The organism is Pseudomonas sp. NPDC088414 (genome assembly GCF_044753325.1).
Classification (GTDB): domain Bacteria; phylum Pseudomonadota; class Gammaproteobacteria; order Pseudomonadales; family Pseudomonadaceae; genus Aquipseudomonas.
In genome coordinates this window covers 1-17,799 of sequence record NZ_JBIVMY010000015.1, presented here as the reverse complement: position 1 = coordinate 17,799, position 17,799 = coordinate 1, and the positions used below count along the sequence as shown (strand labels likewise).

Here is a 17,799-nt window from a genome sequence, read left to right as displayed (position 1 = left end):
GTACACTCTTTCCCTCCCCGACGCTCTGCCGATCTAGCAGTTAGTCGACCAGCTAAATTGCCGTTTGCGAGTCGTTGCCGACCAGCGCCAGGTCTTCGATCATGACCTGGAAGTCATAGTCCCCCGACAGGGCCACGACTTTACGGTTCGGATCGGCCTTGACCACGCCCAGCGCTGCCGGAATGGTCCAGCCCAGCGGGCCGGCCTGACCGCAGTTGATCCAGTGACGCGGCTTGTAGACGTGCAGGAACTGCGCGCCGGCAATCTGCGACAGACCGATGGTGCTGACGTAGCAGGTGTCTTTGCCGAACACTTGGTTCATTTCTTCGTAAACGCGCTGCGGCTTGACCGGCACGTTGTCGAAGTGGGTCTTGCGCTGCAGGCTGGCCTTGCGCTGCTGGCAATCCTGCAGCCAGGCGCTGCGGTTTTTCAGCTTGCCGGCGGCTTGCCATTCACGGGCGACTTCGATGAACACGGTCAGCGCCGCAGCGGCGTCGGAAACGATGCCCAGGTCCGGAGTGAACACGCGGCCGATCTGCGTGCCTTCGATGTCGACGTGAATGAACTTGCGCCCTTCGGTGTAGACGTCGACCGAACCGGTGTGACGGTTGGCCCAACGGTTGCCGATGCCCAGTACCACGTCGGACTTGAGCATCGTGGCGTTGCCGTAACGGTGCGACGTCTGCAGACCGACCATGCCGACCATCAGCGGGTGATCGTCAGGGATGGTGCCCCAGCCCATCAGGGTCGGGATCACCGGAATACCGGTCAGCTCGGCGAACTCCACCAGCAAATCGCTGGCGTCGGCGTTGATGATGCCGCCACCGGCCACCAGCAATGGGCGCTCGGCCTGATCCAGCAAAGCCAGCGCCTTCTCGACCTGAACGCGGGTCGCGGTCGGTTTGGCCAGCGGCAGTGGCTGGTAAGCGTCGATGTCGAATTCGATTTCAGCCATCTGCACGTCGAACGGCAGGTCGATCAGCACCGGGCCTGGACGACCGGAGCGCATTTCGTAGAAGGCTTTCTGAAACGCGTAAGGCACCTGGCCCGGCTCCAGAACCGTGGTCGCCCACTTGGTGACGGGCTTGACGATGCTGGTGATGTCGACGGCCTGGAAATCTTCCTTGTGCATACGGGCGCGGGGTGCCTGGCCGGTAATGCAGAGGATGGGGATCGAGTCGGCCGAGGCGCTGTAGAGCCCGGTGACCATGTCGGTACCGGCCGGGCCGGACGTACCGATGCACACGCCGATGTTGCCGGCCTTGGTGCGGGTGTAACCCTCGGCCATGTGCGACGCGCCTTCGACGTGGCGAGCGAGGACGTGATCGATGCCACCGACTTTTTTCAGTGCGGAGTACAGCGGGTTGATCGCAGCACCCGGAATGCCAAAAGCGGTATCAACCCCTTCACGGCGCATCACCAGAACGGCGGCTTCGATTGCTCTCATTTTGCTCATGGTTTTGTGCCTCTTTACGTTTTGTAATTGTATACAAGTGGCTTTGCGCAGAGTGTATTCACGGCGGACGGCGCAGGTCAATCCATTTTCTCAAGCGCCTGTTTCATTCGTCGGAAGCCGTTTCTACTGTGGCTTTTCGTCGCATGTGGCGCTTTTCGAGAATTATTGTATACAAAAAAATAATTCATTGTGTTCTATTTGTGGCATCGGGCTGCGGCACAAACGCGCAGCCCCACGACTTTCCCAATAACAAAATGAGGACGGCACCATGAGCGCTTTAACCTTGAAAGTCGCAGTCAACCTGGTCAACCAGGCCATCAGCACCGGGCGCGGCATCAACGCTGCGCCGCTGACCATCGCGGTACTCGATACCGGCGGCCACCTGATCACCCTGCAACGCGAAGACGGCGCCAGCCTGCTGCGCCCCAACATCGCCATCGGCAAGGCCTGGGGCGCCATCGCCCTGGGCAAGGGCTCACGCCTGCTGGCGCTGGACGCGCAACAACGCCCGGCCTTCATCGCCGCGCTCAACAGCATGGGCCAGGGCAGCGTCGTCCCGGCCCCGGGCGGGGTGTTGATCCGTGATCAGGCGGGGAATGTGCTGGGCGCGATCGGCATCAGCGGCGATCTGTCGGATATTGATGAACAGGTGGCGATCAAAGCGGTGGAGGCGCTGGATTTGCGGGCGGATGCGGGGGTGGCGGCTTGAATCTGCGATGATTGATTAACCGCTATCGCGAGCAGGCTCACTCCTACAAGGCATTGTGATTGGACACAAAATGTCTGAATGCCTCAAACCCCCTGTAGGAGTGAGCCTGCTCGCGATAGCTATCTATCTGACACATCCTGCCAACAGTCTGCACAACCACTTGAAATCACCGAGCTAGCCTTCTCATGACCTGATCATGGGAGGCAAAGGAATGCCGGATTTACCCGCTGCACATCGATTGCGAGCCGGACGTTATGCCGAGCCAAATCGAATCTATCTACTGACAACCAACACACTTGATCGCAAACCGATCTTTGCCGATTTTGCTTTGGGCCGATTGGTGGTTCATCAATTTCGGCGTGCACAAGATCTCGGCTTGGCGAACTCACTGGCGTGGGTGGTGATGCCGGATCATTTTCATTGGTTAATCGAATTGCAGAGCGGGTCGTTGAGCGAGCTGATGCAAAAGACCAAGTCGCTGAGTACCAAAGCGTTGAATCAGGCTACCGGTAGAAATGTTGGCCTCTGGCAAAGAGGGTTTCATGACCGGGCACTGCGGCGGGAGGAGGATTTGGTGAAGATGGCAAGGTATGTCGTCGCCAACCCGTTGCGGGCTGGTCTGGTGGAGAAGCTTGGGGATTATCCGCTGTGGGATGCGATTTGGGTTTGAGCCGAAACCGTGTTGCCTCGATCGCGAGCAGGCTCACTCCTACAGAGGAACGCATTCCAAATGTAGGAGTGAGCCTGCTCGCGATGGCGCCATCACGTTCCTACTGATCCGGCTCACACCCCTTCAACACCAACCGGATAATCGTCTGCGCCGCCGCCTCGTAATCCGCCTCGTCGAGCTTGTCCTTGCCGGTGACCGCAGAAATCTGCCAGTCGAAGTCGGCGTAGGTCTGGGTCGCGGCCCAGATGCTGAACATCAGGTGGTTGGGGTCGATCGGGGCGATCTGGCCGCGGTCGATCCAGCTCTGGATGCAGTCGATGTTGTGCTTGGCCTGGCTGTTGAGCTGCTCGACCAGGTCGGCGCTCAGGTGCGGAGCGCCGTGCATGATTTCGCTGGCGAATACCTTGGAGGCGAAGGGCAAGTCGCGGGAGATGCGGATCTTGGAGCGGATGTAGCCGCTGAGCACTTCGCTCGGCACGCCGTCCGGGTTGAACGGGGTCGAGGCCTGCAGAATCGGCACGATGATGCTTTCCAGGACCTCGCGGTAGAGGTTTTCCTTGGACTTGAAGTAGTAGTAGACATTGGGCTTGGGCAATCCCGCCTTGGCGGCGATGTCGCTGGTTTTGGTCGCAGCGAAGCCCTTGTCGGCAAACTCCTCACTGGCGGCACGCAGGATCAGTTCTTTGTTGCGCTCGCGGATTGTGCTCATAAACCCGGTGGTTCCTTGCCTGTTCTGGCGGTTGCGCATGGTAGCACCGGCCTCGCGCGTGGCTCAAGAATGCCCCGTGTGGCCCGCAGTCGCGGTATGCTGCGCGGCATTATTCACATAAGGAAACAAGATTCATGGCAGGAAGCAGTTTGCTGGTGCTGATCGACGATATTGCCACCGTTCTGGATGATGTGGCGTTGATGAGCAAAATGGCTGCGAAGAAGACCGCCGGCGTACTCGGCGATGACTTGGCGCTCAATGCCCAGCAAGTCTCCGGCGTGCGCGCCGAGCGGGAAATTCCGGTGGTCTGGGCGGTGGCCAAGGGCTCGTTCCTCAACAAGCTGATCCTGGTGCCCTCGGCACTGGCGATCAGTGCGTTCGTGCCGTGGCTGGTGACGCCGCTGTTGATGGTCGGCGGCGCGTACCTGTGCTTCGAAGGCTTCGAGAAGCTCGCGCACAAGTTCCTGCACAGCAAGGCCGAAGATGACGCCGAGCATGCGCAACTGAGCGCGGCAGTGGCCGAGCCGAGCACCGATCTGGTGGCTTACGAGAAGGACAAGATCAAAGGCGCGATCCGCACCGACTTCATCCTCTCGGCGGAAATCATCGCCATCACCCTCGGCACCGTGGCCGACGCTTCGCTGACCCAGCAAGTGATCGTGATGTCCGGCATCGCCATCGTCATGACCGTGGGTGTTTATGGTCTGGTGGCCGGCATCGTCAAACTCGACGATCTGGGCCTGTGGCTGACCCAGAAATCCGGCTCGGCAGCAAAAAGCATCGGCAACGCGATCCTGCGTGCCGCGCCGTACATGATGAAAGGCCTGTCGGTAATCGGCACGGCGGCGATGTTCCTCGTCGGCGGCGGCATCCTGACCCACGGCATACCTGTGCTGCATCACTGGATTGAAGGTGTCGGTGCGGCTTCCGGTAGTGCCGGTTTTTCGGTGCCTGTGCTGCTCAATGGCGTGGCGGGGATTATCTCGGGCGCGGCAGTGCTGGCGGTGGTGTCGGTGGTCGGCAAGATCTGGCGCGCGATCAAAGGCTGAACACAGTTCTTTGTAGGAGTGAGCCTGCTCGCGATGAGGTCGTGTCAGTCACCTTTCATGTGTCTGATACACCGCTATCGCGAGCAGGCTCACTCCTACAGTTTGATCTAGGTTGTGCCATGAAAAAGGGCCATTCGACTCGCATCGAATGGCCCTTTTTTGTTGCCGCCGAAGTTACTCGGCAATCTGCAGCTTGCGCGACTCGGTGTAGACGTAACGCACTTTTTCGTACTCGAACGGCGAGTTCATCTGGCCGTAACGGAAGTTGGTCTGGTAGCGCTTGTCGACCGCGCGCAGGGCCCAGATTTCCGGGTGGTTGGAGCTGACTTCCGACACGTTCAGGTAGTTGATCGCCGATTCGGCGGTGTAGTCCACGGCCAGGCCGGCGGTGTCGCGAATGTTCGACGGGCCGAGGATCGGCAAGACGAAGTAGGCACCGCCCGGTACGCCGTAGAAGCCCAGGGTCTGGCCGAAGTCTTCGCTCTGGCGCGGCAGGCCCATGGCGGTGGCCGGGTCCCACAGACCGGCGATGCCGATGGTGGTGTTGAGCAGCAGGCGTGCGGTGGTTTCCATTGAACGCTTGCCCTTGAACTGCAGCAGGCTGTTGACCAGGTTCGGCACATCGCCAAGGTTGTTGAAGAAGTTGCTCACGCCGGTGCGCAGGAAGCTTGGCGTCACGTAGCGATAGCCGTCGACCACCGGCAGGAACACCCATTGGTCGAAGCGGTAGTTGAAGTGGTAGACGCGGCGGTTCCACGATTCAAGCGGGTCATAGACGTTGAGCGCGTTGAGCGTCGAGCGCTCGAACTCGCGCTGGTCCAGACCGGGGTTGAACTTGAGTTTGGACAGCGGCTCCTTGAAGCCATCGCTGTCGACCACCACCGGCGCGTTGGCTTTGCTGTTGTCGGCCTGGGCCACGCCTGCACTGAGGAGCGCTGCAATCAGCAGGAGATATTTAGCCACGGAAGAACTCCAGCATGGCGTCGCTGTTGACGCGGTAGTTAAGGTTGCCGCAATGGCCGCCCAGTGGGTAAACGGTCAGGCGATCGCCAAAGGTCTTGCGCAGGAAACCGAGGTCGCCCGGGCCGAGGATCACGTCATCAGCGTTGTGCATGACGGCGATTTTCGGGCTGTCGTGCAGGTAATCCTTGAGTGCGTACAGGCTGACCTGATCGATCAGTTGCAGCAGGCTGCCGCCGTCAGTGCGCGCGCGCCACATCGGGATCACCTGTTCGGTCAGGTAGCAGTCGAAGTCGCATTGCAGCGCACGCTTGAGGAACGGCGTGAGGCTGGTGCCTTCGGTGATCGGGAATTTCGGCGGAGTGATCAGGCCACGACGGTTGATCAGGTCGGAGGTGAAGGCGATGTCGGCCGCCGAGAAGCGGAACGAGGTGCCGATCAGCATCGCCATCTGCTCGTTGGTCAGGTGCTGTTTCGACTGCTGGAAGTCGTAGAGCAGGGCGTCATTGAGGTCGATGTAGCCTTTTTGCTGGAAATAGCGGGTCAGCTTGTTCAGCACCAATTCGTAGAACGTGGTGCTGTTGTTGATGCCTTTCACCTCGGTCTGCACCAGCTTGTCGAGGTTGGTGATCGAGGTGTAGAGATTGACCGGCGGGTTGAGCAGCAGGACTTTCTTGAAGTTGAAGCTGCGTCGGGTCTCGTCCAGATGCGCGACGAACGCGGCGTCCAGGGCACCGAGACTGTAGCCGCTGAGGTAGTACTCGGTGACCGGCAGTTTCGGATGCTGCGCGCGCACGGCCTGCATCACCCGGTACATGTCTTCGGCGTCTTCCTTGGTGATGCCCGGGGTGGCGAAGCGTGAAGCGGCGCTGATGAAGTCGAAGCTGGTCGGCGACGACAACTGCACGACGTGGTAGCCGGCCTTGTAGTAGAGCTTCTTCAGGTATTCGTTGAGCGTGCTGTCAAAGCGCGCGCCGGTGCCGGCAATCAGGAAGATCAGCGGCGCCGGTTTGTCCTGCTCGGCGATGCGGTAGGTGAGTTTTTTCACCGCCCAGAAATTGTCCGGGAGGATGAAGGCCCGTTCCGGGCGCAGGGTGATGCTGTGGTCGGACTGATTGATCTCGTCGTTCGACGGCAATTCCGGACGCAGGTCCGGTGGCGTGGTGGCGATGGTCGCCTCGAACGGGTTGGTCAGGGGATAGCCATAACTGGCGGCATCGATATCCACCGCCAGTGCGGACGCACTCAGAATAAGGCCGCTGAACAGCGCGGCGAAGCGCAAGGAACGGAGCATGACTGGATCCCTTAAAGGAAGGTGCCGAATGAAGTTCGCAGGCTATGACCACCGGGCTTGCGCCAAAGTGCCATGCCTCGGCACCAAACAGGCAGAATTCGGAGTAATAGTAGCTGGACGATACACTTTGCAAGGCGCGGATGACCAGTTAACAGTTGTTAGTGCTTGCCAATGCGTGCGGGCAGATTAAGCTGGCCGCCGATTTCGTTGATTGGAGAGTTTCATGTCCCGCCGCTTGCCCGTGATTCTGTTGCTCGTGCTGTTGCCGCTGTGGCTGGCCGCCAGTTATGGCGCGCGTTATGGCTTCATGGAGGACGGACAGTGGGTCGGCATCTGCGTCGATGAGGCGAGCCGCTGGGAATGCGCGGTGCGCTCGAACCTGGGGCTGATGATTCACTTCAAGGTGCTGGGCTGGACCGCGCTGGGCGCGGCGCTGCTCGGTTTTGTGCTGCCGGGGCGGGCAGGGTGGTGGCTGGCGGTGCTGGCGCTGGTGTTCGGGTTGCCGGCGCTGGCGTTGTACAACACCACTTTGGCGGTGTTTGCCGTGGTGATTGGCGGGTTGCGGTTAGTCCGGGCCTCTCGTAGCGCCTGACAGTCAGTCATCGCGGGCAAGCCCGCTCCCACAGGGTTTTGGGTGAACACAACATGTATGTACGACCCGAAAACCTGTGGGAGCTGGCTTGCCAGCGATGAGGCCGGCTCAGGTGCTGAAGATCATCCCTTGCGAATCCGCAAGCAGCGCCACAACGCAGCGACCATCAACCCGCTGACCAACGCCCAGCCCCACGCCTGCTGATTCAACAAGCCTTCCTCATACAGCTGCGGCGCAATGCCGGAACCGATGATGAAGGTCAGCAGGGCGATTTCCCGACGCGGCACGCTGACCGGACGGCACACATATACCAGCGCCGGCAGGATGAATGCCATGCTGGCAAAACTGCGATAACGCGCATCGAAGACCATTTCCAGCATCATCACCGCCGCCGCAAAACCGGCCAGCGCAACCAGCCAGCCGGCACGGCGCTCCAGCAGATTGAACGCCCTTTCACGCCATCCCTGACGGTTGCTCATGGTCAGCGCGGCATGCGCCAGCACCAACAGATTCAAAGCCGTCAGCAAGCCGACCCACAACCATTCGCTGGCAAACCGTGTAGTCACCCGCGCCAGATCGCCCCAGGCGCCGATCGAGCAGGCGGCAACTGCCGCAAGCAGGGGCAGAACCAACGCCGATTGCGTGGTGCGAACTTGGCCGCCGAGCAGCAGCGTGCCGAGGAAAATCAGCCCGCCGACGCCCAGCCATGCCTTCCAGTACGGCACATTGGTCACTGGCCCGGCGAGCACGCCCTTGTCCTGGCGATCGGCATCGAACAGGCCCCAATAACCGCCGACCGCGCCTTCGCTGCCACGCTTCCATGGCTGGTCGAAGGCTTCGATCAGGTTGTAATGCCAGCCTTCCTTCTCGGCCATCGCGACAAAACCACGAATGAACTTGGCCTCGTTGACCCGACTCGGCAGGGCGGTTTCGCGCTGGCGACCTTCGCTGGGCCAGCCGGTTTCGCCGATCATCACGTCTTTGGGTGCGAATTTGTTGCCGAACACCTGACGCACATCCGCCACGTGTTGCAGGGCGACGTCGATGTTCGACGGATCATCTTCCCAGTACGGCAGCAAATGAATGGTCAGGAAATCCACCGCCGGCGCGACTTCCGGGTGCTTGAGCCAGAACTCCCAGACATCGGCATAGGTGACCGGTTGCTTGACCTGGCTTTTGACCTTGTTGATCAGCTTCGCCAGTTGCGCGCCGGTGACTTCCTTGCGCAGCAAGGCTTCGTTACCGACGATGACTGCGCTTACCACATCCGGGTTGGCGTTGGCCGAGGCGATCAACAGGTCGACTTCTTTTGCGGTGTCCACCGGGTTGCTGTTGACCCAGGCGCCGATCATCAGCTTCAAACCGTGCTTGCGCGCCAGATCCGGCAGGGCTTCGAGACCGGTCATCGAATAGGTGCGGATGCATTCGAAACGCGTCGCCAGCAGAGCGAGGTCGGCGTCCATGCGTTCCGGGCGCAGTTTGAACGGCACGTCGAACGGCGATTGATCCTTGTCGAACGGCGTGTAGGAGGCGCATTGCAACTTGTGCGTCGGGGTCGCGGCGTCCGGCAAAATCACCGGTTTGCCAATGCCGTACCAGAAGCCGCCAAGGGCAAACAGGCCGAGCAGGCAGGCGAAGAGATAAGGAACAAACGGGAAGCGGGAAGTCGCGGACATGGTCAGGCCGAGTGGCTGCAAAGCGACGCATGTTACCTGCATTTATCTGCGGGTTGGTGGCCTGCATGATTTGCACATGCAAAGTTCGGGCGGATTGTCTGGCGCCAATTATTCAGAGGTGATTAATGGCCTTCTGATGTCGTTTCTCGTTGTCTTGAGGTCGCTGCCAGAGCAGGTCGCGTTGGGCGTCAGGCCGATGATCGAAAGCGTCAGTACCCTTATAGAAAAGACGACTGATGTTTCGATGAGTTTGCGGTCAGGCGTGATGGGGGCGCTGTGCACCATAACAATACGTTGACGATGCCCGGCATCCGTCGGGCGCAGCATTTCGGGGAAGTAAACGATGAAGATGCGACGACTTTTAGGCGCAGGTGCCGCTCTGGTGCTTGCGATGAGCTCCACTTTCGCCAGCGCTGAAAAACAGACCCTGAACATCGGTTACGTTGACGGCTGGTCCGACAGCGTCGCGACCACTCACGTGGCCGCCGAAGTGATCAAACAGAAACTCGGCTACGACGTGAAGTTGCAAGCCGTTGCCACCGGGATCATGTGGCAGGGCGTGGCCACCGGCAAACTCGACGCGATGCTCTCGGCCTGGCTGCCGGTCACCCACGGCGAATACTGGGCGAAGAACAAGGATCTGGTCGTCGATTACGGCCCGAACTTCAAGGACGCGAAAATCGGCCTGATCGTGCCGGAGTACGTCAAAGCGAAATCGATCGAAGATCTTAAAACCGATGACAGCTTCAAAAACCGCATCGTCGGCATCGACGCCGGTTCAGGCGTAATGCTCAAAACCGATCAGGCGATCAAGGATTACGGCCTCGACAAATATACGCTCAAGGCCAGTTCCGGCGCCGGCATGATTGCCGAGCTGACCCGTGCCGAGAAGAAGAACGAATCGATTGCCGTCACCGGTTGGGTGCCGCACTGGATGTTCGCCAAATGGAAACTGCGCTTCCTCGACGACCCGAAAGGCGTGTACGGCGCGGCTGAAACCGTGAACAGCATCGGCAGCAAGGAGCTGGACGCCAAGGCTCCGGAAGTCGCCAAGTTCCTGAAGAACTTCCAGTGGGCGTCGAAAGACGAGATCGGCGAAGTCATGCTGGCCATCCAGGACGGCGCCAAGCCTGAAGCGGCGGCCAAGGATTGGGTCGCCAAGCACCCGGATCGCGTGGCTGACTGGACCAAATAACCCCGCCCAACGCAGCTCCCCTGTAGGAGTGAGCCTGCTCGCGATAGCGTCCTTTCAGTTGATACAAATGTCGACTGATACAACGCCATCGCGAGCAGGCTCACTCCCACATTTGTTTCTGGGCAACCCTCACCTGCAGGGTTTACGGCTGTTTCAAAGCCTCTTTCCAATTCTTTCGGCTAATTACCGTCCAAAAATTGGCGAAAACGTCATGTCGTTCTAATACTAAGGTCGTCTGGAACCCGTTCCGCAGCCGCATACAGTGGATATGTTCCAACAATAATCTGTGCTGCGAGGATAAAAACAATGAACGACAGCATTTACCTCTCGATTCAAAACAGCCCGCGCTTCAAGGAGCTGGTGAGAAAAAGGGAACGATTCGCCTGGATACTCTCGGCGATCATGCTAGGGCTTTACTCCGCTTTCATCCTGTTGATCGCTTACGGGCCGCAAGTGCTCGGGGCCAAACTCAGTCCCGGGTCTTCGATTACCTGGGGCATTCCGATCGGTGTCGGCCTGATTGTCTCGGCCTTCATCCTGACCGCAATCTACGTACGACGCGCCAACGGCGAGTTTGACGACCTGAACAATGCGATTCTCAAGGAGGCTCAGCAATGATCCGGCGTCTACTGGCTCTTTTGAGCATCGCAGCGTTCGCCCCGGCCGTCTGGGCCGCTGACGCCTTGACCGGCGAAGTCCACAAACAACCGCTCAACGTTTCCGCGATCGCCATGTTCGTGGTGTTCGTCGGCGCGACCCTGTGCATCACTTACTGGGCCTCCAAGCGCAACAAATCGGCCGCCGATTACTACGCAGCAGGCGGCAAGATCACCGGGTTCCAGAACGGTCTGGCGATTGCCGGCGACTACATGTCGGCGGCGTCCTTCCTGGGGATTTCCGCGCTGGTGTTCACCTCCGGCTACGATGGCCTGATCTATTCGATCGGCTTTCTGGTGGGCTGGCCGATCATTCTGTTCCTGATCGCCGAGCGCCTGCGTAACCTGGGCAAATACACCTTTGCCGACGTGGCGTCCTACCGCCTCGGGCAAACCCAGATCCGCACCCTGTCTGCCTGCGGTTCGCTGGTGGTGGTGGCGTTCTACCTGATCGCGCAAATGGTTGGCGCCGGCAAGCTGATCCAGCTGCTGTTCGGTCTCGACTACTACGTTGCGGTGATTCTGGTGGGCATTCTGATGTGCCTCTATGTGCTGTTCGGCGGCATGCTGGCGACCACCTGGGTGCAGATCATCAAGGCGGTGCTGTTGCTGTCGGGCGCCTCGTTCATGGCGCTGATGGTGATGAAGCACGTCAACTTCGACTTCAACACACTGTTCTCCGAAGCGATCAAGGTTCACCCCAAAGGTGAAGCGATCATGAGCCCGGGCGGTCTGGTGAAAGATCCGATTTCGGCGTTCTCTCTGGGCCTGGCGCTGATGTTCGGTACTGCCGGCCTGCCACACATCCTGATGCGCTTCTTCACCGTGAGTGATGCGAAAGAAGCGCGCAAGAGCGTGCTGTATGCCACCGGCTTCATTGGTTACTTCTACATCCTGACCTTCATTATCGGCTTCGGCGCGATCCTGCTGGTCAGCACCAATCCTGACTTCAAGGATGCGGCGGGCGCGCTGCTCGGCGGCAACAACATGGCGGCGGTGCACCTGGCCGACGCGGTAGGTGGCAGTGTGTTCCTTGGCTTCATCTCGGCGGTGGCGTTCGCGACCATTTTGGCGGTGGTGGCCGGTCTGACCCTGGCCGGTGCCTCGGCGGTGTCGCACGACCTGTATGCCAGCGTGATCAAGAAGGGCAAGGCCAACGACAAGGATGAAATTCGCGTGTCGAAGATCACCACCATCGCCCTGGGCGTGCTGGCGATCGGCTTGGGCATTCTGTTCGAAAGCCAGAACATTGCGTTCATGGTGGGCCTGGCGTTCTCCATCGCAGCAAGCTGCAACTTCCCGGTGCTGTTGCTTTCGATGTACTGGAAGAAGCTGACCACCCGCGGCGCGATGATCGGCGGCTGGCTGGGGCTGGTGAGTGCGGTGGGCCTGATGATTCTTGGCCCGACCATCTGGGTGCAGATTCTGCATCACGAGAAGGCGATCTTCCCTTACGAGTACCCGGCGCTGTTTTCGATGATCATTGCGTTCATCGGGATCTGGTTCTTCTCGATCACCGACAAGTCGGCGGCGGCCGAGAACGAGCGGGCGCTGTTCTTCCCGCAGTTTGTGCGTTCGCAGACGGGGTTAGGGGCGAGTGGGGCGGTTTCGCACTAAGCGCTGATTAGATGTTTTTAGGGAAATGCCCCGGTTTAGAGATCGGGGCATTTTTTTTGTGGGCGGTTATCGGACTTGGGTCTTCGTGTTTGGTGTTTATGAGTACATATCCGTTGCTGCGGTAACGGCGGCTTAGGGTTTCGCCCTTACGGCGACTCACTTTTTTTACAAACGCCTAAAAAAAGTAAGCAAAAAAACGCTTGCTCCTACGTTCGGCCCGCTCGCTGGGGCTCGGGGTCCCTTCGCTGCGGGATTGATCCGGGCGCAGCGCCTCCGGTTTGCTTCGCTGCACCTCCTCTCGCTGTGTTTGGCTGCGCCAAACGGTCGCTGCGCTCCCACCCCCGGATCAATCCCTCCACTCAGCCTTCCGACGTCGCCCGTGGATCAAGATCAAAAGCTGCAGCCGAGCTTGCGCTCATCATGTTGAGTGGTGGAAAAGCATGCGGTCGGCTTGTGTTCTGTGTTGGATCTACCCCTCATCGGAACGCCGCCCGCCCAGCCCTCTCCCGAGGGAGAGGGAGCCGATTTTTGAGCCTTTCAGAACCTGAGTTCGACAGGGTGTTTCACGTCGGCGTAACTCTCCCAAACACCGCGATCAGTCCCCTCTCCCTCCGGGAGAGGGCTAGGGTGAGGGGCTCTTGATCTGGTTTTTGATCTGGCTTTGGCTTTTGATCTTTTGCCCCTTCGGCAGGCCGAGCGAAGGTGTCCATCAGGGGGTAGGCGCGCAGCGCCATGCGGCGTAGTCGCATACATCGAGAGGAGGTGCAGCGAAGCAAACCGTAGGCGATGCCCCCTGATGGACACCGTAGCGAGGGAACACTGAGCCTCAGCGAAGTGCCGTACGCCGGGGGAAGCCTTTTTGGTTACTTTTTCGGCGTTTGGAAAAAGTGACCCGCCGTAAGGGCGGAACCGTAATCAGCAACACCCGAAGCAACGGATATGCCCACAAAAGCCCCAAAACCCAGTCGGCCCACAGGCCGCTGCGACCAGACAAACAAAAACGGCCTCTATATAAGAGGCCGTTCCCGATACAACTTCAAGACATTATCGCAAGACAAGCCTTATTTGCGGTCTTCCAGCTTGGTGATATCACGCGACTCGTAGCCAGTGTACAACTGGCGCGGACGGCCGATCTTGTACGGGCTGGAGAGCATTTCTTTCCAGTGCGAAATCCAGCCGACAGTACGAGCCAGGGCGAAGATCACGGTGAACATGCTGGTCGGAATGCCGATCGCCTTGAGGATGATCCCCGAGTAGAAGTCGACGTTCGGGTACAGCGAGCGTTCGATGAAGTACGGGTCGGTCAGCGCGATCTCTTCCAGGCGCATGGCCAGTTCGAGTTGCGGATCGTTGTTGATGCCCAGTTCCTTCAGTACTTCGTCGCAGGTCTGCTTCATTACAGTCGCGCGCGGGTCGCGGTTCTTGTAAACGCGGTGACCGAAGCCCATCAGCTTGAACGGATCGTTCTTGTCCTTGGCCTTGGCGATGAACTTGTCGATGTTCGAAACATCGCCAATTTCGTCAAGCATGGTCAGAACAGCTTCGTTCGCACCGCCATGGGCAGGGCCCCACAGTGCGGCGATACCGGCGGCGATACAGGCGAACGGGTTGGCACCCGAGGAGCCTGCCAGGCGCACGGTCGAGGTCGATGCGTTCTGCTCGTGGTCGGCATGGAGGATGAAGATCCGGTCCATGGCCTTGGCGAGTACCGGGCTGATCGGTTTGATCTCGCACGGGGTGTTGAACATCATGTGCAGGAAGTTTTCCGCGTACGTCAGGTCGTTGCGCGGGTACATCATGGGTTGGCCCATGGAGTACTTGTAAACCATCGCTGCCAGGGTTGGCATCTTGGCAACCAGACGGATCGCGGAGATTTCGCGATGCTGCGGGTTATTGATGTCCAGGGAGTCGTGGTAGAAGGCCGAAAGGGCGCCGACTACGCCGCACATGACGGCCATCGGGTGGGCGTCGCGACGGAAGCCGTTGAAGAAGGTTTTCAGCTGCTCGTGAACCATGGTGTGGTTTTTCACGGTGCTGACGAACTGGGCCTTCTGTTCTGCAGTCGGCAATTCGCCGTTGAGCAGCAGGTAGCAGGTTTCCAGGTAGTCCGACTTTTCAGCCAGCTGTTCGATCGGGTAGCCGCGGTGCAACAGAATGCCGTTGTCGCCGTCGATATAGGTGATCTTCGATTCGCACGAGGCGGTCGACATGAAACCCGGGTCGAAAGTGAAGCGGCCCGTGGCCGTCAGGCCCCGAACATCGATTACATCGGGACCAACGGTGCCGGTTAAAATGGGCAGCTCGACGGGGGCTGCGCCCTCGATGATCAACTGCGCTTTTTTGTCAGCCATGTGGCCTCCTATTTATGCTTGAACCATCAGACAGACCCCCCACGCAGGGCCCGCACCACTATAGTGAGATAAATTCGAATGTCAATTTGCCTAAAGTCTTGCTCCAGAAGGCTTTAAGCGCACTTTTTCCTCGAAATTGACTGCCATTTACGCCTTTTATGCGACTTGTGCAATCAGCTATTGGGGGTAGGTGATTGCGTTGTCATTAGTAGCCTAACTGTCTATACTCGGCCACCGACCGCCAAGGGCTTTTGGGCTTGCTTTCATTGGGGGTCGCATCCCTGGGTGGTGGTTACCTGACCAGTGCACTCCCCAACAACTGTGCCCTGATTGTTAGGGGCTCTTCAGTGTGAAAAAAAAGCCGTGAAAAGCCAACGACCTGTAAACCTAGACCTAAGGACCATCAAACTCCCAGTCACTGCTTACACGTCCATTCTTCACCGTATCTCCGGTGTCATCCTCTTCGTGTGCCTTGCCATCATGCTTTACGCATTGGACAAGTCGCTGAGCTCCGAGGAAGGCTTCGGTCAGGTGAAAGCGTGTCTGACCAGTCCGCTAGCCAAGCTAGTGATTTGGGGCATCCTGTCCGCTCTGCTTTATCACCTGGTTGCCGGTGTGCGCCATTTGATCATGGACATGGGCATCGGTGAGACGCTGGAAGGCGGCAAGCTGGGCTCGAAAATCGTTATCGCCGTTTCCGTGGTGGTAATCGTTCTGGCAGGAGTCTGGATATGGTAACTAACGTCACGAACCTCTCGCGTTCGGGCCTCTATGACTGGATGGCGCAACGTGTGTCGGCGGTCGTTCTCGCGGCTTACTTCATTTTTCTGATCGGATACGTCGTGGCCCACCCTGGCCTCGAGTACGCCCAGTGGCATGAACTGTTCGCCCACAACGGGATGCGTATTTTCAGCCTCCTGGCCCTTGTTGCTCTCGGCGCTCACGCCTGGGTCGGCATGTGGACCATCGCGACCGACTACCTGACGCCAATGGCGTTCGGCAAGTCCGCGACGGCTATACGTTTCCTTTTCCAGGCAGTATGCGGCGTTGCGATGTTCGCTTACTTCGTCTGGGGTGTGCAGATTCTCTGGGGTATCTGAGTCATGGCTAACATTCCAACGATTTCTTTCGACGCCATCATTATTGGTGGTGGCGGTGCCGGCATGCGCGCTGCGCTGCAGCTGGCACAGGGCGGTCACAAGACTGCGGTGATCACCAAGGTTTTCCCGACCCGTTCGCACACTGTATCCGCCCAGGGCGGCATCACCTGCGCGATCGCGTCCGCCGACCCGAACGATGACTGGCGCTGGCACATGTACGATACCGTCAAGGGTTCCGACTACATCGGTGACCAGGACGCTATCGAATACATGTGTCAGGAAGGCCCGGCTGCCGTTTTCGAGCTGGACCACATGGGTCTGCCGTTCTCGCGTACCGAGCAGGGCCGTATCTACCAGCGTCCGTTCGGTGGTCAGTCCAAGGACTACGGTAAAGGTGGCCAGGCTGCCCGTACCTGCGCAGCCTCCGACCGTACCGGTCACGCGCTGCTGCACACCCTTTATCAGGGCAACCTGAAAGCCGGTACCACGTTCCTGAACGAGTACTACGCTGTCGACCTGGTGAAAAACCAGGAAGGCGAATTTGTCGGTGTGATCGCGATCTGCATCGAAACCGGCGAAACTTCGTACATCCGCGCCAAGGCCACTGTACTGGCCACTGGCGGTGCTGGCCGTATCTACGCCTCCACCACCAACGCCCTGATCAACACCGGTGACGGCGTTGGCATGGCGCTGCGTGCTGGCGTGCCGGTGCAAGACATCGAAATGTGGCAGTTCCACCCGACCGGCATCGCCGGCGCCGGTGTACTGGTGACCGAAGGTTGCCGTGGTGAAGGTGGTTACCTGATCAACAAGCACGGTGAGCGTTTCATGGAGCGTTATGCTCCGAACGCGAAAGACCTCGCTGGTCGTGACGTGGTTGCCCGCTCGATGGTTAAAGAAATCATCGCCGGCAACGGTTGCGGTCCGAATGGCGACCACGTAATGCTCAAACTCGACCACCTGGGCGAGGAAGTGCTGCACAGCCGTCTGCCAGGCATCTGCGAACTGTCGAAGACTTTCGCCCACGTTGACCCGGTGGTTGCGCCGGTTCCGGTTGTTCCGACCTGCCACTACATGATGGGCGGCGTTGCCACCAACATTCATGGTCAGGCGATCACCCAGAACGCCGAAGGCGTGGATCAGATCATTCCTGGTCTGTTCGCGGTAGGTGAAGTGGCTTGCGTATCGGTACACGGTGCCAACCGTCTGGGCGGCAACTCGCTGCTCGACCTGGTGGTATTCGGCCGCGCTGCCGGCCTGCACCTGGAAAAGGCGCTGACCGACGGCATCGAATACGACGACGCTACCGAAGCCGACATCGAAGCTGCCCTGTCGCGTCTGAACGCGCTGAACGGCCGTACCGATGGCGAAGACGTGGCGACCCTGCGTCGCGAGCTTCAAAGCTGCATGCAGAACTACTTCGGTGTATTCCGCACTGGCGAATACATGCAGAAGGGTATCGCTCAGCTGGCCGATCTGCGCAAGCGCATCGCCAACGTGAAGATCAACGATAAGTCGCAAGCGTTCAACACCGCGCGTATCGAAGCTCTGGAACTGCAAAACCTGCTGGAAGTGGCTGAAGCTACCGCCATCGCGGCCGAAGTACGTAAAGAGTCCCGCGGCGCTCACGCCCGTGAAGACTTCGAAGACCGTGACGACGAAAACTGGCTGTTCCACACCCTGTACTTCCCGGGTGATAAACGCGTCGACAAGCGTGCCGTAAACTTCTCGCCGAAGTCTGTTCCGACTTTCGAACCTAAAGTCC

Annotated in this window: 16 protein-coding genes and 1 pseudogene; 10 read left to right on the top strand and 7 right to left on the bottom strand. The window is 59.2% G+C overall.

From position 1 onward, the window contains the following. Positions 1 to 74: 74 nt before the first annotated feature. Positions 75 to 1,456 (bottom strand): annotated as a pseudogene (gene gcl, locus ACIP8I_RS14780) (glyoxylate carboligase); the annotation flags it as partial. 268 nt (positions 1,457 to 1,724) lie between these two features. On the opposite strand from gcl, the gene ACIP8I_RS14775 reads away from it, so the two are divergent. Continuing rightward, positions 1,725 to 2,165, top strand: coding sequence for a heme-binding protein (locus tag ACIP8I_RS14775; protein WP_003222968.1), 441 nt, complete (start codon positions 1,725 to 1,727; stop codon positions 2,163 to 2,165). Positions 2,166 to 2,376: 211 nt separating this feature from the next. Next, positions 2,377 to 2,835, top strand: a complete 459-nt coding sequence (locus ACIP8I_RS14770; RefSeq protein ID WP_400762037.1) for an REP-associated tyrosine transposase — start codon at positions 2,377 to 2,379, stop codon at positions 2,833 to 2,835. A 100-nt stretch (positions 2,836 to 2,935) separates the two neighbouring features. Here the strand turns inward: ACIP8I_RS14770 and ACIP8I_RS14765 are convergent, their stop codons facing one another. Beyond that, positions 2,936 to 3,544 (bottom strand): TetR/AcrR family transcriptional regulator, encoded by a 609-nt coding sequence (locus ACIP8I_RS14765; RefSeq protein ID WP_034151540.1) that lies wholly within the window; start codon positions 3,542 to 3,544, stop codon positions 2,936 to 2,938. A gap of 134 nt (positions 3,545 to 3,678) precedes the next feature. On the opposite strand from ACIP8I_RS14765, the gene ACIP8I_RS14760 reads away from it, so the two are divergent. Further along, positions 3,679 to 4,593, top strand: a complete 915-nt coding sequence (locus tag ACIP8I_RS14760) for a DUF808 domain-containing protein (RefSeq protein ID WP_400762035.1) — start codon at positions 3,679 to 3,681, stop codon at positions 4,591 to 4,593. A 174-nt stretch (positions 4,594 to 4,767) separates the two neighbouring features. On the opposite strand, the gene ACIP8I_RS14755 is transcribed toward ACIP8I_RS14760, so the two are convergent. After that, positions 4,768 to 5,556: a VacJ family lipoprotein gene (locus ACIP8I_RS14755; RefSeq protein WP_007969640.1), complete on the bottom strand. Its 789-nt coding sequence runs from the start codon at positions 5,554 to 5,556 to the stop codon at positions 4,768 to 4,770. Beyond that, positions 5,549 to 6,847, bottom strand: a complete 1,299-nt coding sequence (locus ACIP8I_RS14750) for a serine protein kinase PrkA (protein WP_007969641.1) — start codon at positions 6,845 to 6,847, stop codon at positions 5,549 to 5,551. Before ACIP8I_RS14750 ends, ACIP8I_RS14755 begins: the two co-directional genes overlap by 8 nt. A gap of 223 nt (positions 6,848 to 7,070) precedes the next feature. Between ACIP8I_RS14750 and ACIP8I_RS14745 the strand changes: the two genes are divergently transcribed. Continuing rightward, positions 7,071 to 7,439 (top strand): hypothetical protein, encoded by a 369-nt coding sequence (locus tag ACIP8I_RS14745; protein WP_007969642.1) that lies wholly within the window; start codon positions 7,071 to 7,073, stop codon positions 7,437 to 7,439. 122 nt (positions 7,440 to 7,561) lie between these two features. Here ACIP8I_RS14745 and ACIP8I_RS14740 read toward each other — a convergent pair whose 3' ends face one another. After that, complete coding sequence (locus ACIP8I_RS14740) at positions 7,562 to 9,157, bottom strand: beta (1-6) glucans synthase (protein WP_400762032.1); 1,596 nt, start codon at positions 9,155 to 9,157, stop codon at positions 7,562 to 7,564. A 66-nt stretch (positions 9,158 to 9,223) separates the two neighbouring features. Further along, positions 9,224 to 9,517 (bottom strand): hypothetical protein, encoded by a 294-nt coding sequence (locus ACIP8I_RS14735; RefSeq protein ID WP_400762132.1) that lies wholly within the window; start codon positions 9,515 to 9,517, stop codon positions 9,224 to 9,226. Here ACIP8I_RS14735 and ACIP8I_RS14730 point away from each other — a divergent pair. The 3 genes from ACIP8I_RS14730 (at position 9,459) to ACIP8I_RS14720 (ending at position 12,583) form a co-directional block, all read left to right on the top strand. Next, positions 9,459 to 10,310, top strand: coding sequence for a glycine betaine ABC transporter substrate-binding protein (locus ACIP8I_RS14730; RefSeq protein WP_003222989.1), 852 nt, complete (start codon positions 9,459 to 9,461; stop codon positions 10,308 to 10,310). The genes ACIP8I_RS14735 and ACIP8I_RS14730 overlap by 59 nt on opposite strands. A gap of 306 nt (positions 10,311 to 10,616) precedes the next feature. Then, positions 10,617 to 10,928, top strand: coding sequence for a DUF485 domain-containing protein (locus tag ACIP8I_RS14725; protein ID WP_003222991.1), 312 nt, complete (start codon positions 10,617 to 10,619; stop codon positions 10,926 to 10,928). Next, positions 10,925 to 12,583: a cation acetate symporter gene (locus tag ACIP8I_RS14720; protein WP_400762030.1), complete on the top strand. Its 1,659-nt coding sequence runs from the start codon at positions 10,925 to 10,927 to the stop codon at positions 12,581 to 12,583. The genes ACIP8I_RS14725 and ACIP8I_RS14720 overlap by 4 nt, the downstream gene beginning before the upstream one ends. A gap of 1,061 nt (positions 12,584 to 13,644) precedes the next feature. Here ACIP8I_RS14720 and gltA read toward each other — a convergent pair. Beyond that, entirely contained in the window at positions 13,645 to 14,934 is a 1,290-nt protein-coding gene (gltA, locus tag ACIP8I_RS14715; protein ID WP_003222994.1) for a citrate synthase, read from the bottom strand. A 363-nt stretch (positions 14,935 to 15,297) separates the two neighbouring features. Between gltA and sdhC the strand changes: the two genes are divergently transcribed. The 3 genes from sdhC to sdhA all read left to right on the top strand — a co-directional run. Then, a complete protein-coding gene (sdhC, locus tag ACIP8I_RS14710; protein ID WP_016773673.1) occupies positions 15,298 to 15,672 on the top strand; it encodes a succinate dehydrogenase, cytochrome b556 subunit in 375 nt (124 codons plus the stop codon). Continuing rightward, positions 15,666 to 16,034, top strand: a complete 369-nt coding sequence (gene sdhD / locus ACIP8I_RS14705; RefSeq protein ID WP_003222999.1) for a succinate dehydrogenase, hydrophobic membrane anchor protein — start codon at positions 15,666 to 15,668, stop codon at positions 16,032 to 16,034. Before sdhC ends, sdhD begins: the two co-directional genes overlap by 7 nt. Before the next feature lie 3 nt (positions 16,035 to 16,037). Beyond that, positions 16,038 to 17,799, top strand: a 1,762-nt coding sequence (gene sdhA / locus ACIP8I_RS14700; protein ID WP_400762027.1) for a succinate dehydrogenase flavoprotein subunit, incomplete at its 3' end; no start/stop codon positions are given.